We start from the raw sequence: 17,860 nt of genomic DNA, 5'->3' as shown, positions 1-17,860 counted from the left end.
CGCGCCCCCATATTGATCAGGATGAAGGAGGGTCGCATGCCACTACCCCATTTCCTGACACTCATCGCGCTGGCCACATGCGGCGCCGCGCTGACCGTCTGGCTGGCTGCGGGGGCCGGTGTTCCCCTGCCCCTGCTTGCATTGATCGCACTTCTGGGCGCCGGGCTGGTCCGGCTGATGATGCGGGCGCAATAGCCCCAACCGCGACAGGAGGCGCCATGCGCAAGACGCCAGCCCCCCTGCCTGATGACGACACCCTTGCCCGGCACGGGCTTGCACCACGCGGCGGCGCCCGGGTCCTGCTGATCGCCTGTGGCGCGCTGGCCCGGGAAATCCTGGCGCTGCGCAGCGCCAATGGCTGGGATCATCTGGACCTGACCTGCCTGCCAGCCAACCTGCACCTGTGGCCCGATCGCATCCCCGATGCCGTGGCTTGGGCCGTGCAGCGCCACCGCGCCGATTACGACCGCATCTTCGTGGTCTATGCCGATTGCGGCACAGGGGGGCTGCTGCAGGCGCGCTGCGCGGAACTGGGCGTCGAGATGGTCGCGGGGCCACATTGCTATGCCTTCTTTGACGGCACGGCACAATTTGCGGCCCGCGCCGAGACGGAATTCAGCGCCTTCTACCTGACCGATTTCCTAGTGCGTCAGTTCGACGCCTTCGTCTGGCGCCCGATGGGGCTGGATCGTCATCCTGAACTGCGCGACAGCTATTTCGCGCATTATGACCGGCTGATCTATCTGGCCCAGACCGACGCGCCCGATCTTGACGCGCTGGCGCAGGACGCGGCGGCGCGGCTTGGCCTGCGCTATGAGCGGCGTTTTACCGGATATGGCGATCTGGCCGGCGCGCTGGCGCAGGCCTGACGGGGGGCGCGGGCGGTTGGTGCGGAAGCCTCCGGCGGAGGTATTTGGGGCAAGATGAAAGGGCGGCGCGTGCCTTGCGGCTTCTTCTTGGCGAAAATACTCAAGATCCGCGGTCAGGCCTCAAGCTCGGCATCCCAGTAGAGGAAATCCAGCCAGCTTTCGTGCAGGTGGCCGGGCGGGAAGCGGCGGCCGACGCGGCGCATGTCCTCAGGCGTGGGGGCGCGCGGCGTGCGGCGCAGCACAAGGCCCGACTGGCGCAGCGACTTGTTGGCCTTTTTCAGGTTGCACGGCGCACAGGCCGCGACGACATTGTCCCAGCTGGTGACCCCGCCGCGTGAACGGGGGATGACGTGGTCGAAGGTCAGATCGCTTTTCGATCCGCAATACTGGCAACAGAATTCGTCGCGCAGAAAAAGATTGAAGCGCGTGAAGGCCACGCGCTTCCTGGGTTTGACGAATTCCTTGAGCACCACGACCGAGGGGATGCGTATCGCCGCGCGTTGGCTTCGGACCGATGTGTCATATTCCGCCAGGATGCCAACCCGGTCCAGGCAGACCGCCTTGATCGTTTCCTGCCAGGGCCAGAGCGAGAGCGGATAATAGGACAGCGGACGGAAATCGGCATTCAGCACAAGCGCGGGATATTGGCGCAGGCTGGCGGGTTCGCGCACGAACTGGCTTCGAAAATCCGATCCCTTGATCTGGTCCAGCATGAAGTAAACCACCCTCGCCCTGACTGCCCGATCCGGCGGCCCGGGCGGGGAACCCGCCCCTGCCTGCACGCATACTACATCTTGCCCTTCGCTTCTGGCAAGACCGCGATATGCGATCCCGGATGCGAAAAGGCCTAGCAAGGGCGGGTGACGCCGGTGTGACAGGATCAGCCGGGCAGGCGGTCCTTCAGGAAGGCCAGCGCCACCGAAAGCCCGTCGGGCGCGATGCCGTGGCCGGTGCCTTTCATAACATGGCCATAGGTTTCAAAGCCGGCCTGCACCAGCGCATCGCCCGCAAGCCCCATGTCGGCGAAGGGCACCATCGGATCGGCATCGCCATGCACCAGCAGCACCGGCGGCTTGCAGCGTGCCTCGGCCGCCAGCCGGTCGGGGTTCAGAAGCCGGCCCGAAAAGGCCACCAGCCCCGCCACCGGGTCGATGCGCCGCGGCAGCACCTGCAGCGCCATCATCGTGCCTTGCGAAAAGCCGACCACGGCCAGTTGGCGCGGGGCCAGCCCCTCGTCTTCCAGCACGCCGTCCAGAAAGGCGTTCAGATCGGCCTCGGCACGGGCCATGCCTTCGGCCGCCACCGCCTCGGACGAGCCATCGAGCCAGGGGATCGGGAACCATTGCCGCCCGAAGGGATTGCCCGCGCAGGGTTCGGGCGCATCGGGCGCCAGGAACAGCGTGTCGGGCAGATGCGGGGCCAGCGGATCGGCCAGACCCAGCAGGTCCGCCCCATCCGCGCCATAGCCGTGCAGGAACACCACCGCCGATTTCACCTGCCCCGATTTCGGCGCCTTGCGCCCCACCTGCAACACCCGCGTCATGATTGAACCCCTTCCCGCGATTTCCTGTGTGCGTAGTAGGCCCAGAGCGCGCGGGCCGCAACCGCCCGCCAGGGCGACCAGGCCTGCGCCATCGCGGCGAAGGCCCGGGGACGGGGCCGGTCGGGCAGGTCGAACAGCATCCGCGCGCCCTCGGCCAGGGCCAGATCATCGGGGGCAAAGACATCGGCGCGACCCAAGGCAAAGATCAGATACATCTCGACCGTCCAGCGCCCGATGCCGGGCAGCGGCAACAGCACCTCCATCACCGCGGCATCGGGCAGGTCGCGCAGCGCGGGAAAGTCGATACCCGCGCGGGCCAGCGCCTGCAGATAGCGCACCTTCTGGCGCGACAGGCCGCAGGCGCGCAGGACATCTTCGGACGCGGGCGCCAGTGCGCAGGCGTCGCCATAACCCGCAGCGATCAGCCGGGCGCGAATCGCATCCCCCGCCTTGACCGACACCTGCTGGCCGATGATCGCATCACGCAACGCCGCAAAGCCATCGCCGCGCCGGCGCAGCGGCAAGGGGCCCGCAAGGTCCAGCACATGGGCAAAGCGCGGTTCAGCGCGGGCAAGCCAAGCCGCCCCCTCGGCGATGTCGTCGCTGGTTTCGATGATCCGTCCCACCATGGACCCACCCTGCCCGATTGTCGCACCGCTTGCCAGCGCCTTCCGCCCCGGCTAGGGCTGATCCATGACAGAAATTTCCGCCCCCCCGCATCCCGAATCCCCCGCAACCGCCGCGCGCGCGCGGCGCAATGTGGCTGTGCTTGTGCTGGCCCAGGCGCTGCTGGGGTCGCAGATGTCGATGATCTTTATCGTCGGCGGGCTGGCAGGGCAGTCGCTGGCGTCAAACCCCTGTTTTGCCACGCTGCCGCTGTCGCTGATCATCCTCGGGTCGGTGCTGAGCGCGCAGCCGCTGTCGGAATTCATGTCCCGCCACGGGCGGCGCGCGGGATTTATCCTGGCCACAGCCGCCGGTGCGCTGGGGGCGGCGATCGCGGCGCGCGCGCTCTATGTAGGCTCGTTTCCGCTGTTCATGGCGGGGTCGTTCCTGACCGGCATCTACATGTCGGCGCAGGGGTTCTACCGCTTTGCCGCGACCGATACCGCAAGCCCTGCGTTCCAGCCCAAGGCGATTTCCTATGTGATGGCGGGCGGGCTGGCGGCGGCGATCATCGGGCCGCAACTGGTCAAGGTGACCAGCCAGGCGATGGTGGTGCCCTTCATGGCGACCTATCTGGCGATCATCGCGCTGAATGCGCTGGGGCCGGTTCTGTTTGCCTTTCTGGACATTCCCGCCCCGGGCGGGCGGGCGAAGGGCGCCGCGCATCCGGGCCGCAGCCGGCGCGAATTGCTGCGCGATCCGGTGATCGCGGTGGCGATGATCTGTGGGATGGTGTCTTATGCGCTGATGAACCTGGTGATGACCTCGACGCCGCTGGCGGTGGTGGGCTGCGGGTTTGAACAGGCGGATGCGGCCAATATCGTGTCGGCCCATGTGCTGGCGATGTATCTGCCGTCCTTCTTCACCGGCCATCTGATCGCGCGGTTCGGGCGCGAGGTGATCGTGGGCCTGGGCCTGCTGATCCTGGCCGGATCGGGGGCCGTCGCGCTGTCGGGCGTGGATCTGGAGCAGTTCTACATCGCGCTGATCCTGCTGGGCCTGGGCTGGAACTTTGGCTTCATCGGGGCGACCGCGATGCTGGCCTCGGCCCATGCGCCCGAAGAGCGCGGCCATGTCCAGGGGATCAACGATTTCGTGGTCTTTGGCGGGGTGTTCCTTGCCTCGCTGTCGTCGGGCGGTTTGATGAACTGCACCTCGGGCGGCAATCCGCAGGCAGGCTGGGAGGCGGTGAACCTTGCGATGCTGCCCTTCCTGGTGCTGGCGGGCGGCGCGCTGATCTGGCTGATGCTGCGACCGAAGGACAGCCGCTGAGCGGGGGCGGCGCGGGGCTTTGGCCTAGGCGCAGGGGGGCGCTGCCCCCCTCTTGGCGCTGACGCGCCAATTCACCCCCCGAGGTATTTTGGGCAAGATGAAAAGGGGCCGGGCGGCGCGGGCGTGTCAGCCCTGCGCCAGCGCGCGGATGCGGGCCGCCAGATGCAAGGTCGAGGCGTCCTTGCCCGCGCCCGCGCTGGTGCCTGCCAGGACCGGGGCCAGGGTCAACGCAAGCTCCTTGCCCAGTTCCACCCCCCATTGGTCAAAGCTGTTCAGGCCAAGGATCACGCCTTCGACGAAGACGCGGTGTTCGTAAAGCGCCAGGATGCCGCCCAGCACCTCGGGCGTGAGCCGGGGGTAGAGCAGCGTCGTCGAGGGGCGCGAGCCGGGAAACACCCGGTGGCGCGCCTGACGTTCCAGGTCGGCACCCGTCAGGCTGCGGGCGGCCATCAGGGCGCGCGCCTCATCCAGCGAGCGGCCGCGCATCAGCGCCTCGGATTGCGCCAGGCAATTGGCGATCAGCAGGCTGTGCTGATGGGCAAGATCGGGTTCATGGCCAGTGGCCGCGATCAGGAATTCGCAGGGCACGACCCGCGTGCCCTGATGGATCAGCTGGTAGAAGGCGTGCTGGCCGTTGGTGCCCGGCTCGCCCCAGACCACGGGGCCGGAATGATGGGCCAGATCGCTGCCGTCCATTGCCACGCGCTTGCCGTTGCTTTCCATCTCAAGCTGTTGAAGATAGGCGGGCAGACGGGCAAGCCGCTGGTCATAGGGCAGCACCGCGCGGGTGGCATGGCCGCAGATCTGGTTGTGCCAGATCCCCACCAGCGCCAGCAGCACGGGCAGGTTCTGCGCCGGGGGGGCATCGCAGAAATGGGCATCCATCACGGCGGCGCCGGCCAGAAAGCGGTCAAAGGCCGCGGGGCCGATCGCGATCATCAGCGACAGCCCGATCGGGCCCCAGACCGAATAGCGCCCGCCCACCCAGTCGTCGAAGCCAAAGACGCGCGCGGGGTCGATGCCATAGGCCGCCGTGCGGTCCGTGGCCGAGGAGAGCGCCGCGAATTGCGCCGCCGGATTGGCCACGCGCCCGCCCATCCAGCGCCGCACGGCATCGGCATTGGTCATCGTCTCAACCGTGGTGAAGGTCTTCGAGGCGACGATGACCAGCGTCGTTTCCGGGTTCAGCCCCTTCAGCGTGTCATGCACATGCGCGCCGTCGACGTTCGAGACGAAATGGCAGCGCGGCCCGTCATGATAGGGCGCCAGCGCCTGCACCGCCATCGCGGGGCCAAGGTCGGACCCGCCGATGCCGATATTGACCACATCGGTGATCGCCCCGCCCTGCCCCGCAAAGCGCCCCTGCCGGACATCGGTCGCAAAGCGGGCCATGCGGGCATGGGTGGCGCGCAGCGCGGGCGTCACATCCTGGCCATTCACCTGCACCGGCCTGTCCAGATTGCGCAGCGCGGTGTGCAGGACGGCGCGGCCCTCGGTCTCATTGATCAGGGCGCCGGAAAACATCGCCTCGCGCCGCGCGGCAACGCCCGCCGCCTCGGCAAGCGCCAGCAGCAGTGCACGGGCGGGGGCGTCGATCGCGGTCTTGGAATAGTCGAACAGAAAGCCGCAGGCCTCGGCGCTGAAATCCCGGGCGCGGTCGGGGTGTTCGTCGAAAAGCTGCAGGATCGGGCGGTCGGCGGTGGCCTTGGCGTGGCGGGAAAGGTCGTCCCAGATCGTCATGTCATTCGGCCCAGTGGATGGTGGCATTCTTCAGAACGGCACGGATCGGCGCCTGTTCCGGGGGCAGATCGGCGGCGGCCGCAATCGCGGCGCGTTTTTCGGGCCCGGTGATCAGCACATGGATATGCATCGCATCGGCCAGCACCGGCGCGGTCAGCGTCACACGCGGTTCAGGTGCGGCGGGGGCGCGCATCGCCATCAGGATCGGGGCGTCGGGGGCCAGCGCCTCGGCCAGGCGGTCGGCACCGGGGAAAAGGCTTGCGGTATGCATGTCCGCGCCCATGCCCAGCACCAGAACGGTGATCGGCAGATGCGGCGCGATGGCGGCGGCAAGCGCGTCGATTTGGTCCTCGGGCCGGGACGCGGGGGCGTAAAGCGCCAGCAGGGTCGCCGCCGCCGCGCGCCCGCGTAACAGCCGTTCGCGCACAAACCGGGTGTTGGACCGTTCCGAGGTTTCGGGCACCCAGCGTTCATCGTTCAGCACAACGGCGACATTGGACCAGTCCAGATCAACCGCCGACAGAAGGTCAAAGACCGGGCCCGGCGTGGTGCCGCCCGGCACCGACAGCGTCGCCCGCCCCTGCGCGCGCAGCGCCGCGCCCAGTTCGGCCGCGATCCGGTCGGCCAGCGCGATCATCATCAGGTCGCGGTCGGGATAGGCGATCAGGTTCATTCGCGGATCTCCCGCCAGCGGCGCCCGTCGCGGTGCATCAGCATCAGCGCGTCTTCGGGGCCGGAACTGCCCGCGTCATAGGGCTGGGGCCGGTCGCCGCGGGCTTCCCATCCGGCGATGATCGGGTCGGTCCAGGCCCAGGCGGCCTCAACCTCATCGCCGCGCATGAACAGCGTCTGGTTGCCGCGGATCACATCCATGATCAGCCGTTCATAGGCGTCGGGGATATCGGCGCCGTCATCGCCCAGCGCCTCGGCAAAGGACATGTCCAGCGGCACCTGCACCAGACGCATCCCCCCCGGCCCCGGTTCCTTGATCATCACCTTGAGGTTCATCCCCTCATTCGGTTGCAGGCGGATCACCAGCACGTTTTCGCGCCAGTCGCCCGCATCGTCAAAGATCGAATGCGGCGGTTCCTTGAAGGTGATCGCGATTTCGCTGGTGCGCGCGCGCAGCCGCTTGCCGGTGCGCAGATAGAAGGGTGTGCCCTTCCAGCGCCAGTTCGCGACATGCACCTTCATCGCGATATAGCTTTCGGTGCGCGAGCCGGGGTTTTCGGCATCCGCCAGATAGCCCGGCTGCGGCGCGCAGCCCTTGCCCGATACGCCCAGATACTGGCCGCGCACGATGTCCTGCGGGTCCACCGGGTCCAGCGCGCGGATCACCTTGAGCTTTTCATCGCGCACCGCGTCGGGATCGAAATGATAGGGCGGCTCCATCGCGATCAGGCACAGAAGCTGCATCATGTGGTTCTGCACCATGTCGCGCATCGCACCCGAGCGGTCGTAATAGGCGCCGCGCCCGGCCACGCCCACGGTTTCGGCCACCGTGATCTGGACATGGTCGATGTATTGCGCGTTCCACAAAGGCTCGAACAAGATATTGGCGAAACGCACCGCCATCAGGTTCTGCACCGTTTCCTTGCCCAGATAATGGTCGATCCGGTAGATCTGATGTTCGTCGAAATGTTCGGCCAGCGTGGCGTTCAACGCGCGCGCGGTTGCCAGATCGCGGCCAAAGGGCTTTTCCACCACGATGCGCGCCTGATCGCCGGCGATGTCATGGGCATGCAGCCGTTCGGCCAGATCGCCAAACAGCCCCGGCGCGACCGAGAAATAGAAGGCATGCACCCGCCCCGGCGTCACAAGCGCCTTCAGCGAGGCCCAGCCGGTCGTGCCGCGCGCATCGATCGCGACATAGTCGATCAGCGCCAGAAATCCCTCGATCTGATCGGGGTGGTGCTTGGCCGGATCGACGAATTCGGCGATCACGTCGCGGACCTGGGCGCGGAAGGCCGCAGCCTCCATCTGGGTGCGGGCCGCACCGATGATGGCCGAGCCCTCGGGGATCTGGCCTGCGACAAAGCGGCGATACAGCCCCGGCAGGATCTTGCGGCGCGCCAGATCGCCGGTGGCGCCAAAGATCACAAGGTCGAAGGGATCGACGGGGATGACGCGCGAAACCATGAGACGCTCCGTTATTGGCGCTGACGGCAAGGCCGGTTGGCGGTGTGCCGCCAGCGCAGCCCCATTCTTATCACCCCCGCGCAGCACTGGCCACTACCCCGCCAGCGCCTTGCCCAGCCTTGGCAGGCGCGCGCGCTTCATCAGCGCGCGGATCGGCTGATCCTCGCCCGAAAGCTGTTCGGCTTTGGCGCGCACCGCCTCGGCACAGGCGGCGACGGTGTCGGGGTGATGCGACCACAGCTGCCACAGAAAGCTGTCGGGATCGCGCCGGTCCAGCCCCTCGCCCGCCAGAACGCCGCGCGGAAAATCGGCGGCGTTGAAGGTCACGATCACATCGGCATGGCCCGCGATGGCGCTGGCCAGAACGTGGATGTCGTTCTGATCGGGCAGATGCAGCCGCGATTCCAGCCCCGGCTGGGGCAGGACGCAGGCGGCGGGAAATTCGGCGCGCAGGGCCGCGATCTGGCCGCGCGCGATCGCCTCATCCCCCGGGCCAAATCGGCGCGCGGCGCGGGCCCATTCCTCAAGGATGCGGTCCGACCACAGCGGGCGATAGAGCCCCGCCCGCGCGACGCCGATCAGCACCTCGCGCAGCACGGTCGGAAACAGGACGCAGGCGTCCAGAACCACCCTCATCCGTCCAGCCGGAAGAACAGCGCCTTGAGGTAACCCGATTCCGCCAGCTGCGGCAGCATCGGATGATCGGGGCCGGCGAAACCCGTGTGCAGCAGCTGGCTGCGCCGCCCGCCCCGGCCAATGCCGCGCGCGCTGGCGTTGCGGAACTGCGTCAGGTCGGCGGCATGGGAACACGAACACAGCCCCAGATAGCCACCCGGCGCCACCAGCGGCGCGGCCAGACGCGCCACCCGTTCATAGGCCCGAAGCCCCGCCTGCAGCGCCTGTTTCGAGGGCGCGAAGGCCGGCGGATCGCAGATCACCAGATCGAACTGCGCGCCTTCGGTGGCCAGCGCCTCCATCACGGCAAAGGCATCGCCCTGGCGCGTGGCAAAGCAATCCGCCGCCCCCATCGCCTGCGCGCCCTGTTCGGCCAGCGCCAGCGCAGCGGCTGACCCATCGACCGACAGCGCCGACCCCGCGCCCGCCGCCAGCGCGGCAAGGCCAAAGCCGCCGACATGGGAAAACACGTCCAGCACCCGTGCGCCCCCCCGCGCCAGCCGCGCGGCAAAGGCATGGTTGGGGCGCTGGTCAAAGAACAGCCCGGTCTTTTGCCCGCCCAGAATATCGGCCATGTAGGTCGCGCCATTCATCGGCACCGGAACCGGCCCCTCGACGCTGCCGCGCATGACCACGGTTTCCTCGGGCAGGCCCTCCAGCCCGCGCGCCCGGCCCGCACCGTTCTTGACGATGGTGGTGACGCCCGTCACCTCGGCCAGGGCGGCGGCCAGATCGTCGATCATCGCCTCGGCCCAGGCGGCATTGGGCTGAATCACGGCGGCTGCGCCAAAGCGGTCGATGATGACGCCGGGCAGGCCATCGGCCTCGGCATGGACCAGCCGGTAGAAGGGCGCGTCAAACAGCTGCGTGCGCAGCGCCAGCGCCCGGGCGATCCGCCCGGCGATCCAGGCCCGGTCGATCACCGCATCGGGGTCGCGGTCCAGCACGCGGGCGATGATCTTTGATCGGGGATTGACCGTCACCGTGGCCAGCGCGCGGCGGTCCGCATCCTCAAGCCGCGCGATGGTGCCGGGGGAAAGTGCTTGCGTGCGCCGGTCCGTCACCAGCTCATCGCCATAAACCCAGGGAAAGCCATGCCGGATCGGACGCGCCTCGACCTTGGGGCGCAGCCGCACGGTAGCGCGGGCATCGGGGTCCCGGGCATCGGGGGCGGCTTGGGCGGCATCGTCGGACATGGGGAACCTGCGGGTCTGGGGTTTCGCCGCCCCCTCTAGCGCGAAGCGGGCCCGCGCGAAAGCCCCGCCCGGCGCCGAAAGCCGCAGGGCGGTGGATTTCGCCCACGCCCCGCGCTATCCTTCATGCAGGGTCGCTTGGCGCGCCGCGCTTGCGGCGTTAGCGCTAACGACCTATAACACCCCAAACGCCCCCTGCCCCGAGGCCCGCATGACGCTGAACCCGACCATCGCCCGCATCACCGACCGCATCCGCGCCCGGTCGCACGCGACGCGATCGGACTATCTGGCCCGCATCCGCGCCGCGGCCGCCGCAGGCCCGGCCCGGGCGCATCTGTCCTGCGGCAACCAGGCCCATGCCTATGCCGCGATGGGGCCGGACAAGACGCCCCTGGCCGAAGGCCGCGCGCCCAACATCGGCATCGTCACGGCCTATAACGACATGCTGTCGGCCCATCAGCCCTATGAGGATTACCCCCGCCTGATCAAGGCCGCGCTGCGCGACATCGGCGCCACCGCCCAGGTCGCGGGCGGGGTGCCGGCGATGTGCGATGGCGTGACGCAAGGCCAGCCGGGAATGGAACTGTCGCTGTTTTCACGCGACGTGATCGCAATGGCGGCGGGCATCGCGCTAAGCCACAACACCTTTGACGCCGCCGTCCACCTGGGCGTCTGCGACAAGATCGTGCCGGGGCTGGTGATCGCGGCGGCCACCTTTGGCCACCTGCCCGCGGTGTTCCTGCCCGCAGGGCCGATGACCAGCGGCCTGCCCAATGACGCAAAGTCCAAGGTGCGCCAGCAATTCGCCACGGGCGAAATCGGGCGCGCGGAACTGATGGCGGCGGAAATGGCCAGCTATCACGGGCCGGGCACCTGCACCTTCTACGGCACCGCGAACACCAACCAGATGCTGATGGAATTCATGGGCCTGCACCTGCCTGGCGCCAGCTTTGTCAACCCCGGCACACCGCTGCGCGAGGCGCTGACCATCGCCGGCGCGCGCCGCGCCGCCCAGATCACCGCGCTTGGCAACGACCCCCGCCCCGCGGCCGAGATCCTGGACGAACGCGCCTTTGTCAACGGGCTGGTCGGGCTGATGGCGACGGGCGGATCCACCAACCTGGTGCTGCACCTGCCCGCCATGGCGCGCGCCGCGGGCATCGTGCTGGACCTGGAAGATTTCGACGCGATCTCGGATGTCGTGCCGCTGATGGCCAAGGTCTACCCCAATGGCCTGGCCGATGTGAACCATTTCCACGCCGCGGGCGGCCTGCAATTCATGATCCGCGACCTGTTGGGCGCGGGCCTTCTGCACGAAGACGTGCGCACCGTGGCCGGCGACGGGCTGTCGCGCTATACCGCCGAACCGCGGCTGATCGAGGGCGCGCTGGTCTGGCAGGACGGCGCCACGACCAGCCACAACGACCGCATCCTGCGCCCCGCCGCGACCCCGTTCCAGCCCAGCGGCGGCCTGCGCCAGCTGTCGGGCAACCTTGGGCGCGCGGTGATCAAGATATCCGCCGTCGCACCCGAATATCACCGGATTGAGGCCCCTGCCCGCATCTTCCACGACCAGGCCGAGGTCAAGGCCGCTTTCCAGCGCGGTGAATTCACCACAGACACCGTGGTGGTGGTCCGCTTTCAGGGGCCGCGCGCCAACGGCATGCCCGAACTGCACGCGCTGACCCCGATCCTGTCGGTGCTGCTGGACCGGGGTCTGCGCGTGGCGCTGGTCACCGACGGGCGGATGTCGGGCGCCAGCGGCAAGGTTCCCGCCGCGATCCATGTCAGCCCCGAGGCGGCCGAGTCCGCCCCCCTGGCCCGCCTGCGCGACGGCGACCTGATCCGGCTTGACGCTGCGGCGGGCCTGCTGGACTGCCTGACCCCCGATTTCGACATCCGCCCCCCGACAACGCCAGACCTGTCCGCCAATGCCCATGGCCTTGGGCGCGAGCTGTTCGAAACCTTCCGCCGCACCGTCGGACCTGCCACAACCGGCGCGTCCGTGATCGACGCCGCGCCGCCTCCGGCGGAGGTATTTGACGCAAGGTGAGATACCCGACCCCGAAGCGATCCGGCCCCTTCTTCTTGGCCCAAATACTCCCGCCGGAGGCTTCCGAACCCGCCGCCCGCGCGCGGCCAAAGCAGGAGACCCGCCCGTGACCCCCGCCGATCAATCGCTTGCCACGCGCCGGATCTGCGCGCTGGCCCCCGTCGTCCCGGTGATCGTCATCCGCGACGCCACGCAGGCCGTGCCGATGGCGCGCGCGCTGGTGGCGGGTGGGCTGCCCGCGCTTGAGGTCACGTTGCGCACCCCCGCCGCGCTGGAGGCGATCCGCGCCATGGCCGGGGTCCAAGGCGCGGTGGTCGGCGCGGGCACCTTGCTGACACCGGCCGATGTCAAGGCGGCCAAGGCGGCGGGCGCGACCTTCGGGGTGTCGCCCGGCGCGACCGAGCGATTGCTGCGCGCCTGCGAGGATGAGGGGCTGCCGCTGCTGCCCGGCGCGGCCACCGCGACCGAGGTGATGGCGCTGCTAGAACGCGGTTACTCGGCGCTGAAGTTTTTCCCGGCGGCGGTGGCCGGCGGGGCGGCGGCGCTGAAGGCGATCGGCGCGCCGATCCCGCAGGTGGGGTTCTGCCCGACCGGCGGCATCAGCCTGCAAAATGCCCGTGATTACCTGGCCTTGCCGAACGTTCTTTGTGTTGGTGGCAGCTGGGTCGCGCCCGATGGGCTGACCGCTGCGGGCGATTGGGCGGGCGTCACCACGCTGGCGCGCGAGGCGGCGGCGCTGCGCGGCTAGTCCAGGCGCGCCGCGCGCCCGCCGCGCCGGGTGGGCGTTTCCTGCGCGCGCGTCAACCCCTCGGTCAGGACCGCCGTCATCGGATGGCGCGCCTGCCCCGCGCCGTGGCGGGCCAGAACGGTGCGCATCGCCTCGGCCACATCCACGCCCGGCGCAAGGCTGAGCGCCCAGTCCAGAAAGATCGACCGGCATTCGGCCGGGCCGATCCCCTCAATCCTATAGCTTTCGCGGATAAGCCCCTTGGGGTCGGCGACGCCCGGATCCATCACCTGCCGTGCCATCTGCGGCCCTACCCCCCGGCCTGGCCGGGCCCCGGCGCCAGTGCCCGGTCCACGATATCCGCCACCTGCGCGGTGGTGCGGGTCAGCCGGTCCAAAAGCGTCTCCAGCCCGCTTTCGCCGGTTTCACGCAGCAGGAAGGCGCGCGCGCCCTCGCCGATCGCCGCCATGTCCAGCGGGCGGTCGGTCAGCAGCCGCCCCCCCGCCTGCAACCGCCACAGCAGCCGGTAGGCCGCGGCCAGAACCTCGCCATCGGCCTTGCTGACCAGCCCGGCCCGGGGGCCGATGCGCAACTGCGCCTCGACCCGGCGGGCGGGTTCGCCACTGCGCAGGGCGAAGCTTTGCGCCAGCAGCTCGATATCCTGCAACCGCCCCGGGCCGATCTTGGCCTCCCAGTCGCCATCGGGGGCCTTGGCGGCAAAGATGCGCGCGCGCATCTCGGCCAGATCGGCCATCACCTGCGCGCCCGTGCCCTTGGCGCGCAACACCTCCAGGCGGGCGGCCTCGACATCGGCGGCCAGATCGGGCGGCCCGGCCACCACCCGCGCCCGCGTCAGCGCCAGATGTTCCCAGGTCCAGGCCTCATCCATCTGATAGCTGCGGAAGGATTGCAGCGCCGTCGCCACCGGCCCCTGCCGCCCCGAGGGGCGCAGCCGCATGTCGACCTCATAAAGCCGCCCCTCGGGCATCTGCGCGGTCAGCGCGGTGATCAGCGCCTGCGTCAGGCGCGCGTAATAGGGCCGCGTGGCCAGCGGTTTCGGCCCGTCCGAGGCTTCGGCCCCCTGCGGGTCATAGATCACGATCAGATCCAGATCCGAGGCCGCGTTCAGCCGCTCCGCCCCCAGCGAGCCCATCCCCACCACGACCGCGCCGCGCCCGGGCGGTGGCCCGTGGCGGGCGGCGAATTCGGCCTGCACCACGGGCCAGAGCGTGCCCACCACCGCACCGGCCAGATCGGCATATTGCCGGGCGGCCTCGGCCGCATCGGTCAGCCCGCGCAGGTGATGCACGCCGATGCGGAACTTCCACTCCTTCGTCCAACGCCTTGCAGTATCGAGCTTTTTTTCATAGTCCGCCGCCGCGGACAGGGCATCCCCCAGGCTGTCGGCCAGCCCCGGCACACCCGGCCAGGGGGCAAAGAACGTCCCCCCCAGAACCGCATCCAGCACCCCGGCATTGCGCGACAGATAGGCCGCAAGCCCCGGGGCCGTAGCGCAAATGTCAACAATCAGGTCGATCAGCTGGGGATTAGCCTCGAACAGCGAAAACAGCTGCACCCCCGCGGGCAGCCCTGCCAGAAAGCCGTCGAACTGGCGCAGCGCCTCCTCGGGGTTCGAGGCGCGCTGCATCCGGCGCAGGATCTCGGGCTCGACCCGGCGGAAGATACCCTGCGCGCGGGCCGATTTCAGCGCGGGATAGGCGCGCCAGCCGTCCACGATGGCGCGCGCGGCGGGCGACAGATCGGGGATATCGGCGACCTCGCCGGGGGCAAAGAAGGCGCCGGTCAGCGTCTCGACCCGTTCCAGCCGCGCCGTCAGCGCCGCGGCCCAGGCGTCGGTATCGCCCGCCCCCATCATCCGCGCGATCCGGTCCAGCCCCTCGGGCGTGGTGGGCAACAGATGGGTCTGGGCATCGTTGACCATCTGCACGCGATGTTCCACCTCGCGGTGAAAGCGGTAGTGATCGGCCAGTTCCGCCGCCTCATCCGTCCCGACCCAGCCCTTGGCGGCCAGCGCCGCCAGCCCGCCCAGCGTGGTGCGGTCGCGCAGATCGGGGTCGCGCCCGCCGGCGATCAGCTGGCGGGTCTGGGTAAAGAACTCGATCTCGCGGATGCCGCCCACCCCCAGCTTCATGTTGTGACCGGGCAGCGTGATCGGCCCGTGCAGGCCCTTGTGATCGCGGATGCGCAGCCGCATGTCATGGGCATCTTGGATCGCGGCGAAATCCAGATGGCGGCGCCAGACAAAGGGCGTCAGCGTCTGCAAGAACCGCTCACCAGCGGCAATATCGCCCGCGCAGGCGCGCGCCTTGATATAGGCGGCGCGTTCCCAGGTGCGGCCCTCGGCCTCATAATACAGCTCCGCTGCCCCCATCGAGATGCAGACCGGCGTGACACTGGCATCGGGCCGCAGCCGCAGGTCGGTGCGAAAGACATAGCCCTCGGCCGTCAGATCCGACAGCATCGCCGCCATCTTGCGGGTCGCGCGGATAAAGGCGGCGCGGGCCTCCATCTGGTCGGCGGGGTCAAAGCGGGTCTCGTCGAACAGACAGATCAGGTCGATATCCGAGGAATAGTTCAGCTCGCCCGCGCCCATCTTGCCCATCGCCAGCGCCACCATCCCGCCCGCGCGGGCGGCATCGTCCGGCGAAGCGCCGGGCAGCTTGCCGCGGCGGATTTCATCGCCCACCAACCGGCGCAGGGCCAGATCCACCGCCACATCGGCCAGCCGCGTCAGCGCGCCGGTCACCTGTTCCAGCGGCCAGACCCCGCCCAGATCGGCCAGCGCCGCCAAAAGCGCCACGCGCCGCTTGGCCACCCGCAGCGCCGCCCCCAGCGCATCGGGCGCCACATCGGGCGCGGCCAGCGCATCAAGCCCGGCAAAGGCCGCCTCCAGCGCCGCTTCGGGCGTGCCTGACAGGGCCTGCGCGATCCAGTCGCTCTCGCGGCGTATCAGGCCCGCCAGATAGGGGCTGCAGCCCGCCGTCCCCGCCACCAGCGCGCGCAATTCAGGCGCAAGATCGGCAAACAGCGCGGCACAATCGGCGCCGCGGTCGGGTTCATGGGCAATGGGGCAGCGGGTCAGGCGGGATGCAAAGCTCATGGCTGCACACTATCCCGCGCGGGCGCCGCGTCAACGGGCTTCGGGGCCGCGTCCTGCCCCTTCGGCTTTGCCCAAATATCCCCGCCGGAGGCTTCCCCGCCTGCCAAGGGCGACGCGGTCGCGCGAACGTGACCGGGCCGGGGCTCGTCACGCCGGGATCCGCGCACCACCTCAGGAAAGGCTTGGCGCGGGCACGACTTGTTGCTAGCCTCCGAAGGAAACCTGAACCCAATCCGACCAGATGCGCCATTCCCTTCCGCTTGCCCCGCAGTTCTATGTGACCGCGCCGCAGCCCTGTCCCTATCTGGACGGGCGGTCCGAACGTAAACTGTTCACCGCGCTGCAGGGCGAGGGCGCGGACCGGCTGAACAATGCGCTGTCACGCCAAGGCTTCCGGCGGTCGCAGAACGTGCTTTACCGGCCTTCTTGCGCGGATTGCACGGCCTGTCTGTCGGCGCGCATCCGGGTGGCGGATTTCACCCCCAGCCGCACCCAGCGCCGGGTGCTGAAACGCAATGCCGCCCTGCGCCGCACCGCGACCAGCCCCTGGGCGACCGAGGAACAGTTCGACCTGTTCCGCCGCTATCTTGACCACCGCCACGCCGATGGCGGCATGGCCGACATGGACATCTTTGAATTTGCCGCGATGATCGAGGAAACCCCGGTCAAGTCGCGCGTCATCGAATACCGCGACAGCGCGGCACCGCGCGCCGAAGGCAGCCGCGGGGCGCGGCCCCTGACCGCTGTCTGCCTGACCGATGTGCTCGATGACGGGGTCAGCATGGTCTACAGCTTTTACGACCCCGAACGGATCGACGCCTCATTGGGGACCTACCTGATCCTCGACCATGTCGAAATCGCGCGTCGCGCGGGGCTGCCTTACGTCTATCTGGGCTATTGGGTGCCGGGCAGCCGCAAGATGGGCTACAAGGCGAATTTCGCGGCGCTGGAAATCTTCAAGGGCGGCGCCTGGCAGCCGATCGGCGACCCTGCCGATCATTCGGGCGAAACCCATCCGCTGTCGGTCGATCCGATCGCCGAACAGGTCGCGCGCATCAGCCTGCCGGACATGCGCGACCGCTAGGCCGCGCGGACCATGCGCCACGGCGCGGGCGCGGCACCGGAAGGCGCAAGGTCGCCGCCACTTATCAAACTGAAAAGACAGGTGGCCCCGGCCCCGAAATCGGTTGACCTGCGGGGCAAGGCCCGGGCATACAACCCTGCATCCGGCGATCTGACCAAGGCGCGTGGCCCGGCCCGCACCGCATAGGGCCGCCCGGGATCACCGCAGGACGATATGAGGGGGGCCCATGATGGCTTTGCTTGGACTGCTGTTGCGGTTCATAAACGGTTTGAACGCAGGCGTCGGCAAGGTTTTTTCCTGGCTGGCGCTGGGGATCGTGGCGGTCTGTTTCTGGGTGGTTGTGGAACGCTATCTGTTCTCGACCACGCGGCTGTGGATGCAGGATCTGTATGTCTGGCTGAACGGGGCGATGTTCACCGCCGTGGCAGGCTTTGCCCTGCTGCGCGATGATCATGTGCGCGTCGACATCTTCTACCGGCCCGCCCGCATCCGCACCCGCGCGCTGGCCGATCTGGTCGGCACGGTGTTTTTCCTGCTGCCCTTCATCTGGGTGGTGCTGGTCTATTCCCTGCCCTTCGTGCAGCGATCCTGGCGGTTCATGGAAAATTCGGCCAATGTCGGCGGGATGCCGGGGCTTTACGTCCTGAAGACCTTCATCATCGCCTTCGCGGTCCTGGTCGGCCTTCAGGGCATCGCCATGCTGGCCCGGTCGATCCTGGTTCTGGCCGGGCGCGAGGATCTGGTGCCTGCCAACTATCGCTACAGCGCAAAGGAGTGA

17 protein-coding genes are annotated in these 17,860 nt (G+C 68.8%); 7 read left to right on the top strand and 10 right to left on the bottom strand.

The features are described from left to right. The first annotated feature begins 36 nt into the window (after window positions 1-36). Together MXB90_RS11910 and MXB90_RS11905 are read left to right on the top strand one after the other, a co-directional pair. A complete protein-coding gene (locus MXB90_RS11910) occupies window positions 37-195 on the top strand; it encodes a hypothetical protein (RefSeq protein ID WP_250045044.1) in 159 nt (52 codons plus the stop codon). Between the two features lie 23 nt (window positions 196-218). Further along, entirely contained in the window at window positions 219-869 is a 651-nt protein-coding gene (locus MXB90_RS11905; RefSeq protein WP_250045041.1) for a DUF1638 domain-containing protein, read from the top strand. 113 nt (window positions 870-982) lie between these two features. Here MXB90_RS11905 and MXB90_RS11900 read toward each other — a convergent pair whose 3' ends face one another. From MXB90_RS11900 to MXB90_RS11890, 3 genes are all read right to left on the bottom strand, one after another. Beyond that, window positions 983-1,582: an HNH endonuclease gene (locus MXB90_RS11900; RefSeq protein ID WP_250045032.1), complete on the bottom strand. Its 600-nt coding sequence runs from the start codon at window positions 1,580-1,582 to the stop codon at window positions 983-985. Between the two features lie 167 nt (window positions 1,583-1,749). Beyond that, window positions 1,750-2,412, bottom strand: a complete 663-nt coding sequence (locus tag MXB90_RS11895; RefSeq protein ID WP_250045029.1) for an alpha/beta hydrolase — start codon at window positions 2,410-2,412, stop codon at window positions 1,750-1,752. Then, the gene (locus MXB90_RS11890; protein WP_250045027.1) at window positions 2,409-3,041 is read right to left on the bottom strand and encodes a DNA-3-methyladenine glycosylase family protein; all 633 of its coding nucleotides are present in this window, start codon (window positions 3,039-3,041) and stop codon (window positions 2,409-2,411) included. The genes MXB90_RS11895 and MXB90_RS11890 overlap by 4 nt, the downstream gene beginning before the upstream one ends. A 64-nt stretch (window positions 3,042-3,105) precedes the next feature. Here MXB90_RS11890 and MXB90_RS11885 point away from each other — a divergent pair, with 64 nt between their 5' ends. Beyond that, window positions 3,106-4,350 (top strand): MFS transporter, encoded by a 1,245-nt coding sequence (locus MXB90_RS11885; protein ID WP_250045025.1) that lies wholly within the window; start codon window positions 3,106-3,108, stop codon window positions 4,348-4,350. Between the two features lie 126 nt (window positions 4,351-4,476). Here MXB90_RS11885 and pgi read toward each other — a convergent pair whose 3' ends face one another. The 5 genes from pgi to MXB90_RS11860 all read right to left on the bottom strand — a co-directional run bounded on the left by pgi (window position 4,477) and on the right by MXB90_RS11860 (window position 10,100). Beyond that, the gene (gene pgi / locus MXB90_RS11880) at window positions 4,477-6,090 is read right to left on the bottom strand and encodes a glucose-6-phosphate isomerase (RefSeq protein WP_250045023.1); all 1,614 of its coding nucleotides are present in this window, start codon (window positions 6,088-6,090) and stop codon (window positions 4,477-4,479) included. Between the two features lies 1 nt (window position 6,091). Then, window positions 6,092-6,763, bottom strand: coding sequence for a 6-phosphogluconolactonase (gene pgl, locus MXB90_RS11875; protein ID WP_250045021.1), 672 nt, complete (start codon window positions 6,761-6,763; stop codon window positions 6,092-6,094). Next, complete coding sequence (gene zwf / locus MXB90_RS11870) at window positions 6,760-8,229, bottom strand: glucose-6-phosphate dehydrogenase (RefSeq protein WP_250045019.1); 1,470 nt, start codon at window positions 8,227-8,229, stop codon at window positions 6,760-6,762. The genes pgl and zwf overlap by 4 nt, the downstream gene beginning before the upstream one ends. Before the next feature lie 93 nt (window positions 8,230-8,322). Beyond that, on the bottom strand, window positions 8,323-8,865 hold the full coding sequence (locus MXB90_RS11865; RefSeq protein ID WP_250045016.1) for an RSP_2648 family PIN domain-containing protein: 543 nt from the start codon (window positions 8,863-8,865) through the stop codon (window positions 8,323-8,325). After that, entirely contained in the window at window positions 8,862-10,100 is a 1,239-nt protein-coding gene (locus MXB90_RS11860; protein WP_250045014.1) for an RSP_2647 family RNA methyltransferase, read from the bottom strand. The genes MXB90_RS11865 and MXB90_RS11860 overlap by 4 nt, the downstream gene beginning before the upstream one ends. A 208-nt stretch (window positions 10,101-10,308) precedes the next feature. Between MXB90_RS11860 and edd the strand changes: the two genes are divergently transcribed. Then, on the top strand, window positions 10,309-12,150 hold the full coding sequence (gene edd / locus MXB90_RS11855) for a phosphogluconate dehydratase (protein ID WP_250045012.1): 1,842 nt from the start codon (window positions 10,309-10,311) through the stop codon (window positions 12,148-12,150). Window positions 12,151-12,256: 106 nt separating this feature from the next. Continuing rightward, window positions 12,257-12,898: a bifunctional 4-hydroxy-2-oxoglutarate aldolase/2-dehydro-3-deoxy-phosphogluconate aldolase gene (eda, locus tag MXB90_RS11850; RefSeq protein WP_250045010.1), complete on the top strand. Its 642-nt coding sequence runs from the start codon at window positions 12,257-12,259 to the stop codon at window positions 12,896-12,898. On the opposite strand, the gene MXB90_RS11845 is transcribed toward eda, so the two are convergent. Together MXB90_RS11845 and MXB90_RS11840 are read right to left on the bottom strand one after the other, a co-directional pair. Further along, entirely contained in the window at window positions 12,895-13,179 is a 285-nt protein-coding gene (locus tag MXB90_RS11845) for a hypothetical protein (RefSeq protein ID WP_250045007.1), read from the bottom strand. The two genes, eda and MXB90_RS11845, sit on opposite strands and share 4 nt — an antisense overlap. An 8-nt stretch (window positions 13,180-13,187) precedes the next feature. Continuing rightward, the gene (locus tag MXB90_RS11840) at window positions 13,188-15,998 is read right to left on the bottom strand and encodes a [protein-PII] uridylyltransferase family protein (RefSeq protein WP_250045005.1); all 2,811 of its coding nucleotides are present in this window, start codon (window positions 15,996-15,998) and stop codon (window positions 13,188-13,190) included. A 241-nt stretch (window positions 15,999-16,239) separates the two neighbouring features. Here MXB90_RS11840 and MXB90_RS11835 point away from each other — a divergent pair, with 241 nt between their 5' ends. Both MXB90_RS11835 and MXB90_RS11830 read left to right on the top strand, forming a co-directional pair. Beyond that, window positions 16,240-17,082 (top strand): arginyltransferase, encoded by an 843-nt coding sequence (locus MXB90_RS11835; protein ID WP_250045003.1) that lies wholly within the window; start codon window positions 16,240-16,242, stop codon window positions 17,080-17,082. Between the two features lie 229 nt (window positions 17,083-17,311). After that, on the top strand, window positions 17,312-17,860 hold the full coding sequence (locus MXB90_RS11830; protein ID WP_250045001.1) for a TRAP transporter small permease subunit: 549 nt from the start codon (window positions 17,312-17,314) through the stop codon (window positions 17,858-17,860).

This window comes from Phaeovulum molybdatiresistens (genome assembly GCF_023544865.1).
GTDB lineage: Bacteria > Pseudomonadota > Alphaproteobacteria > Rhodobacterales > Rhodobacteraceae > Pontitalea.
Note: the sequence above shows the minus strand (reverse complement) of the source record. Positions and strands in the feature narration are given on the sequence as shown.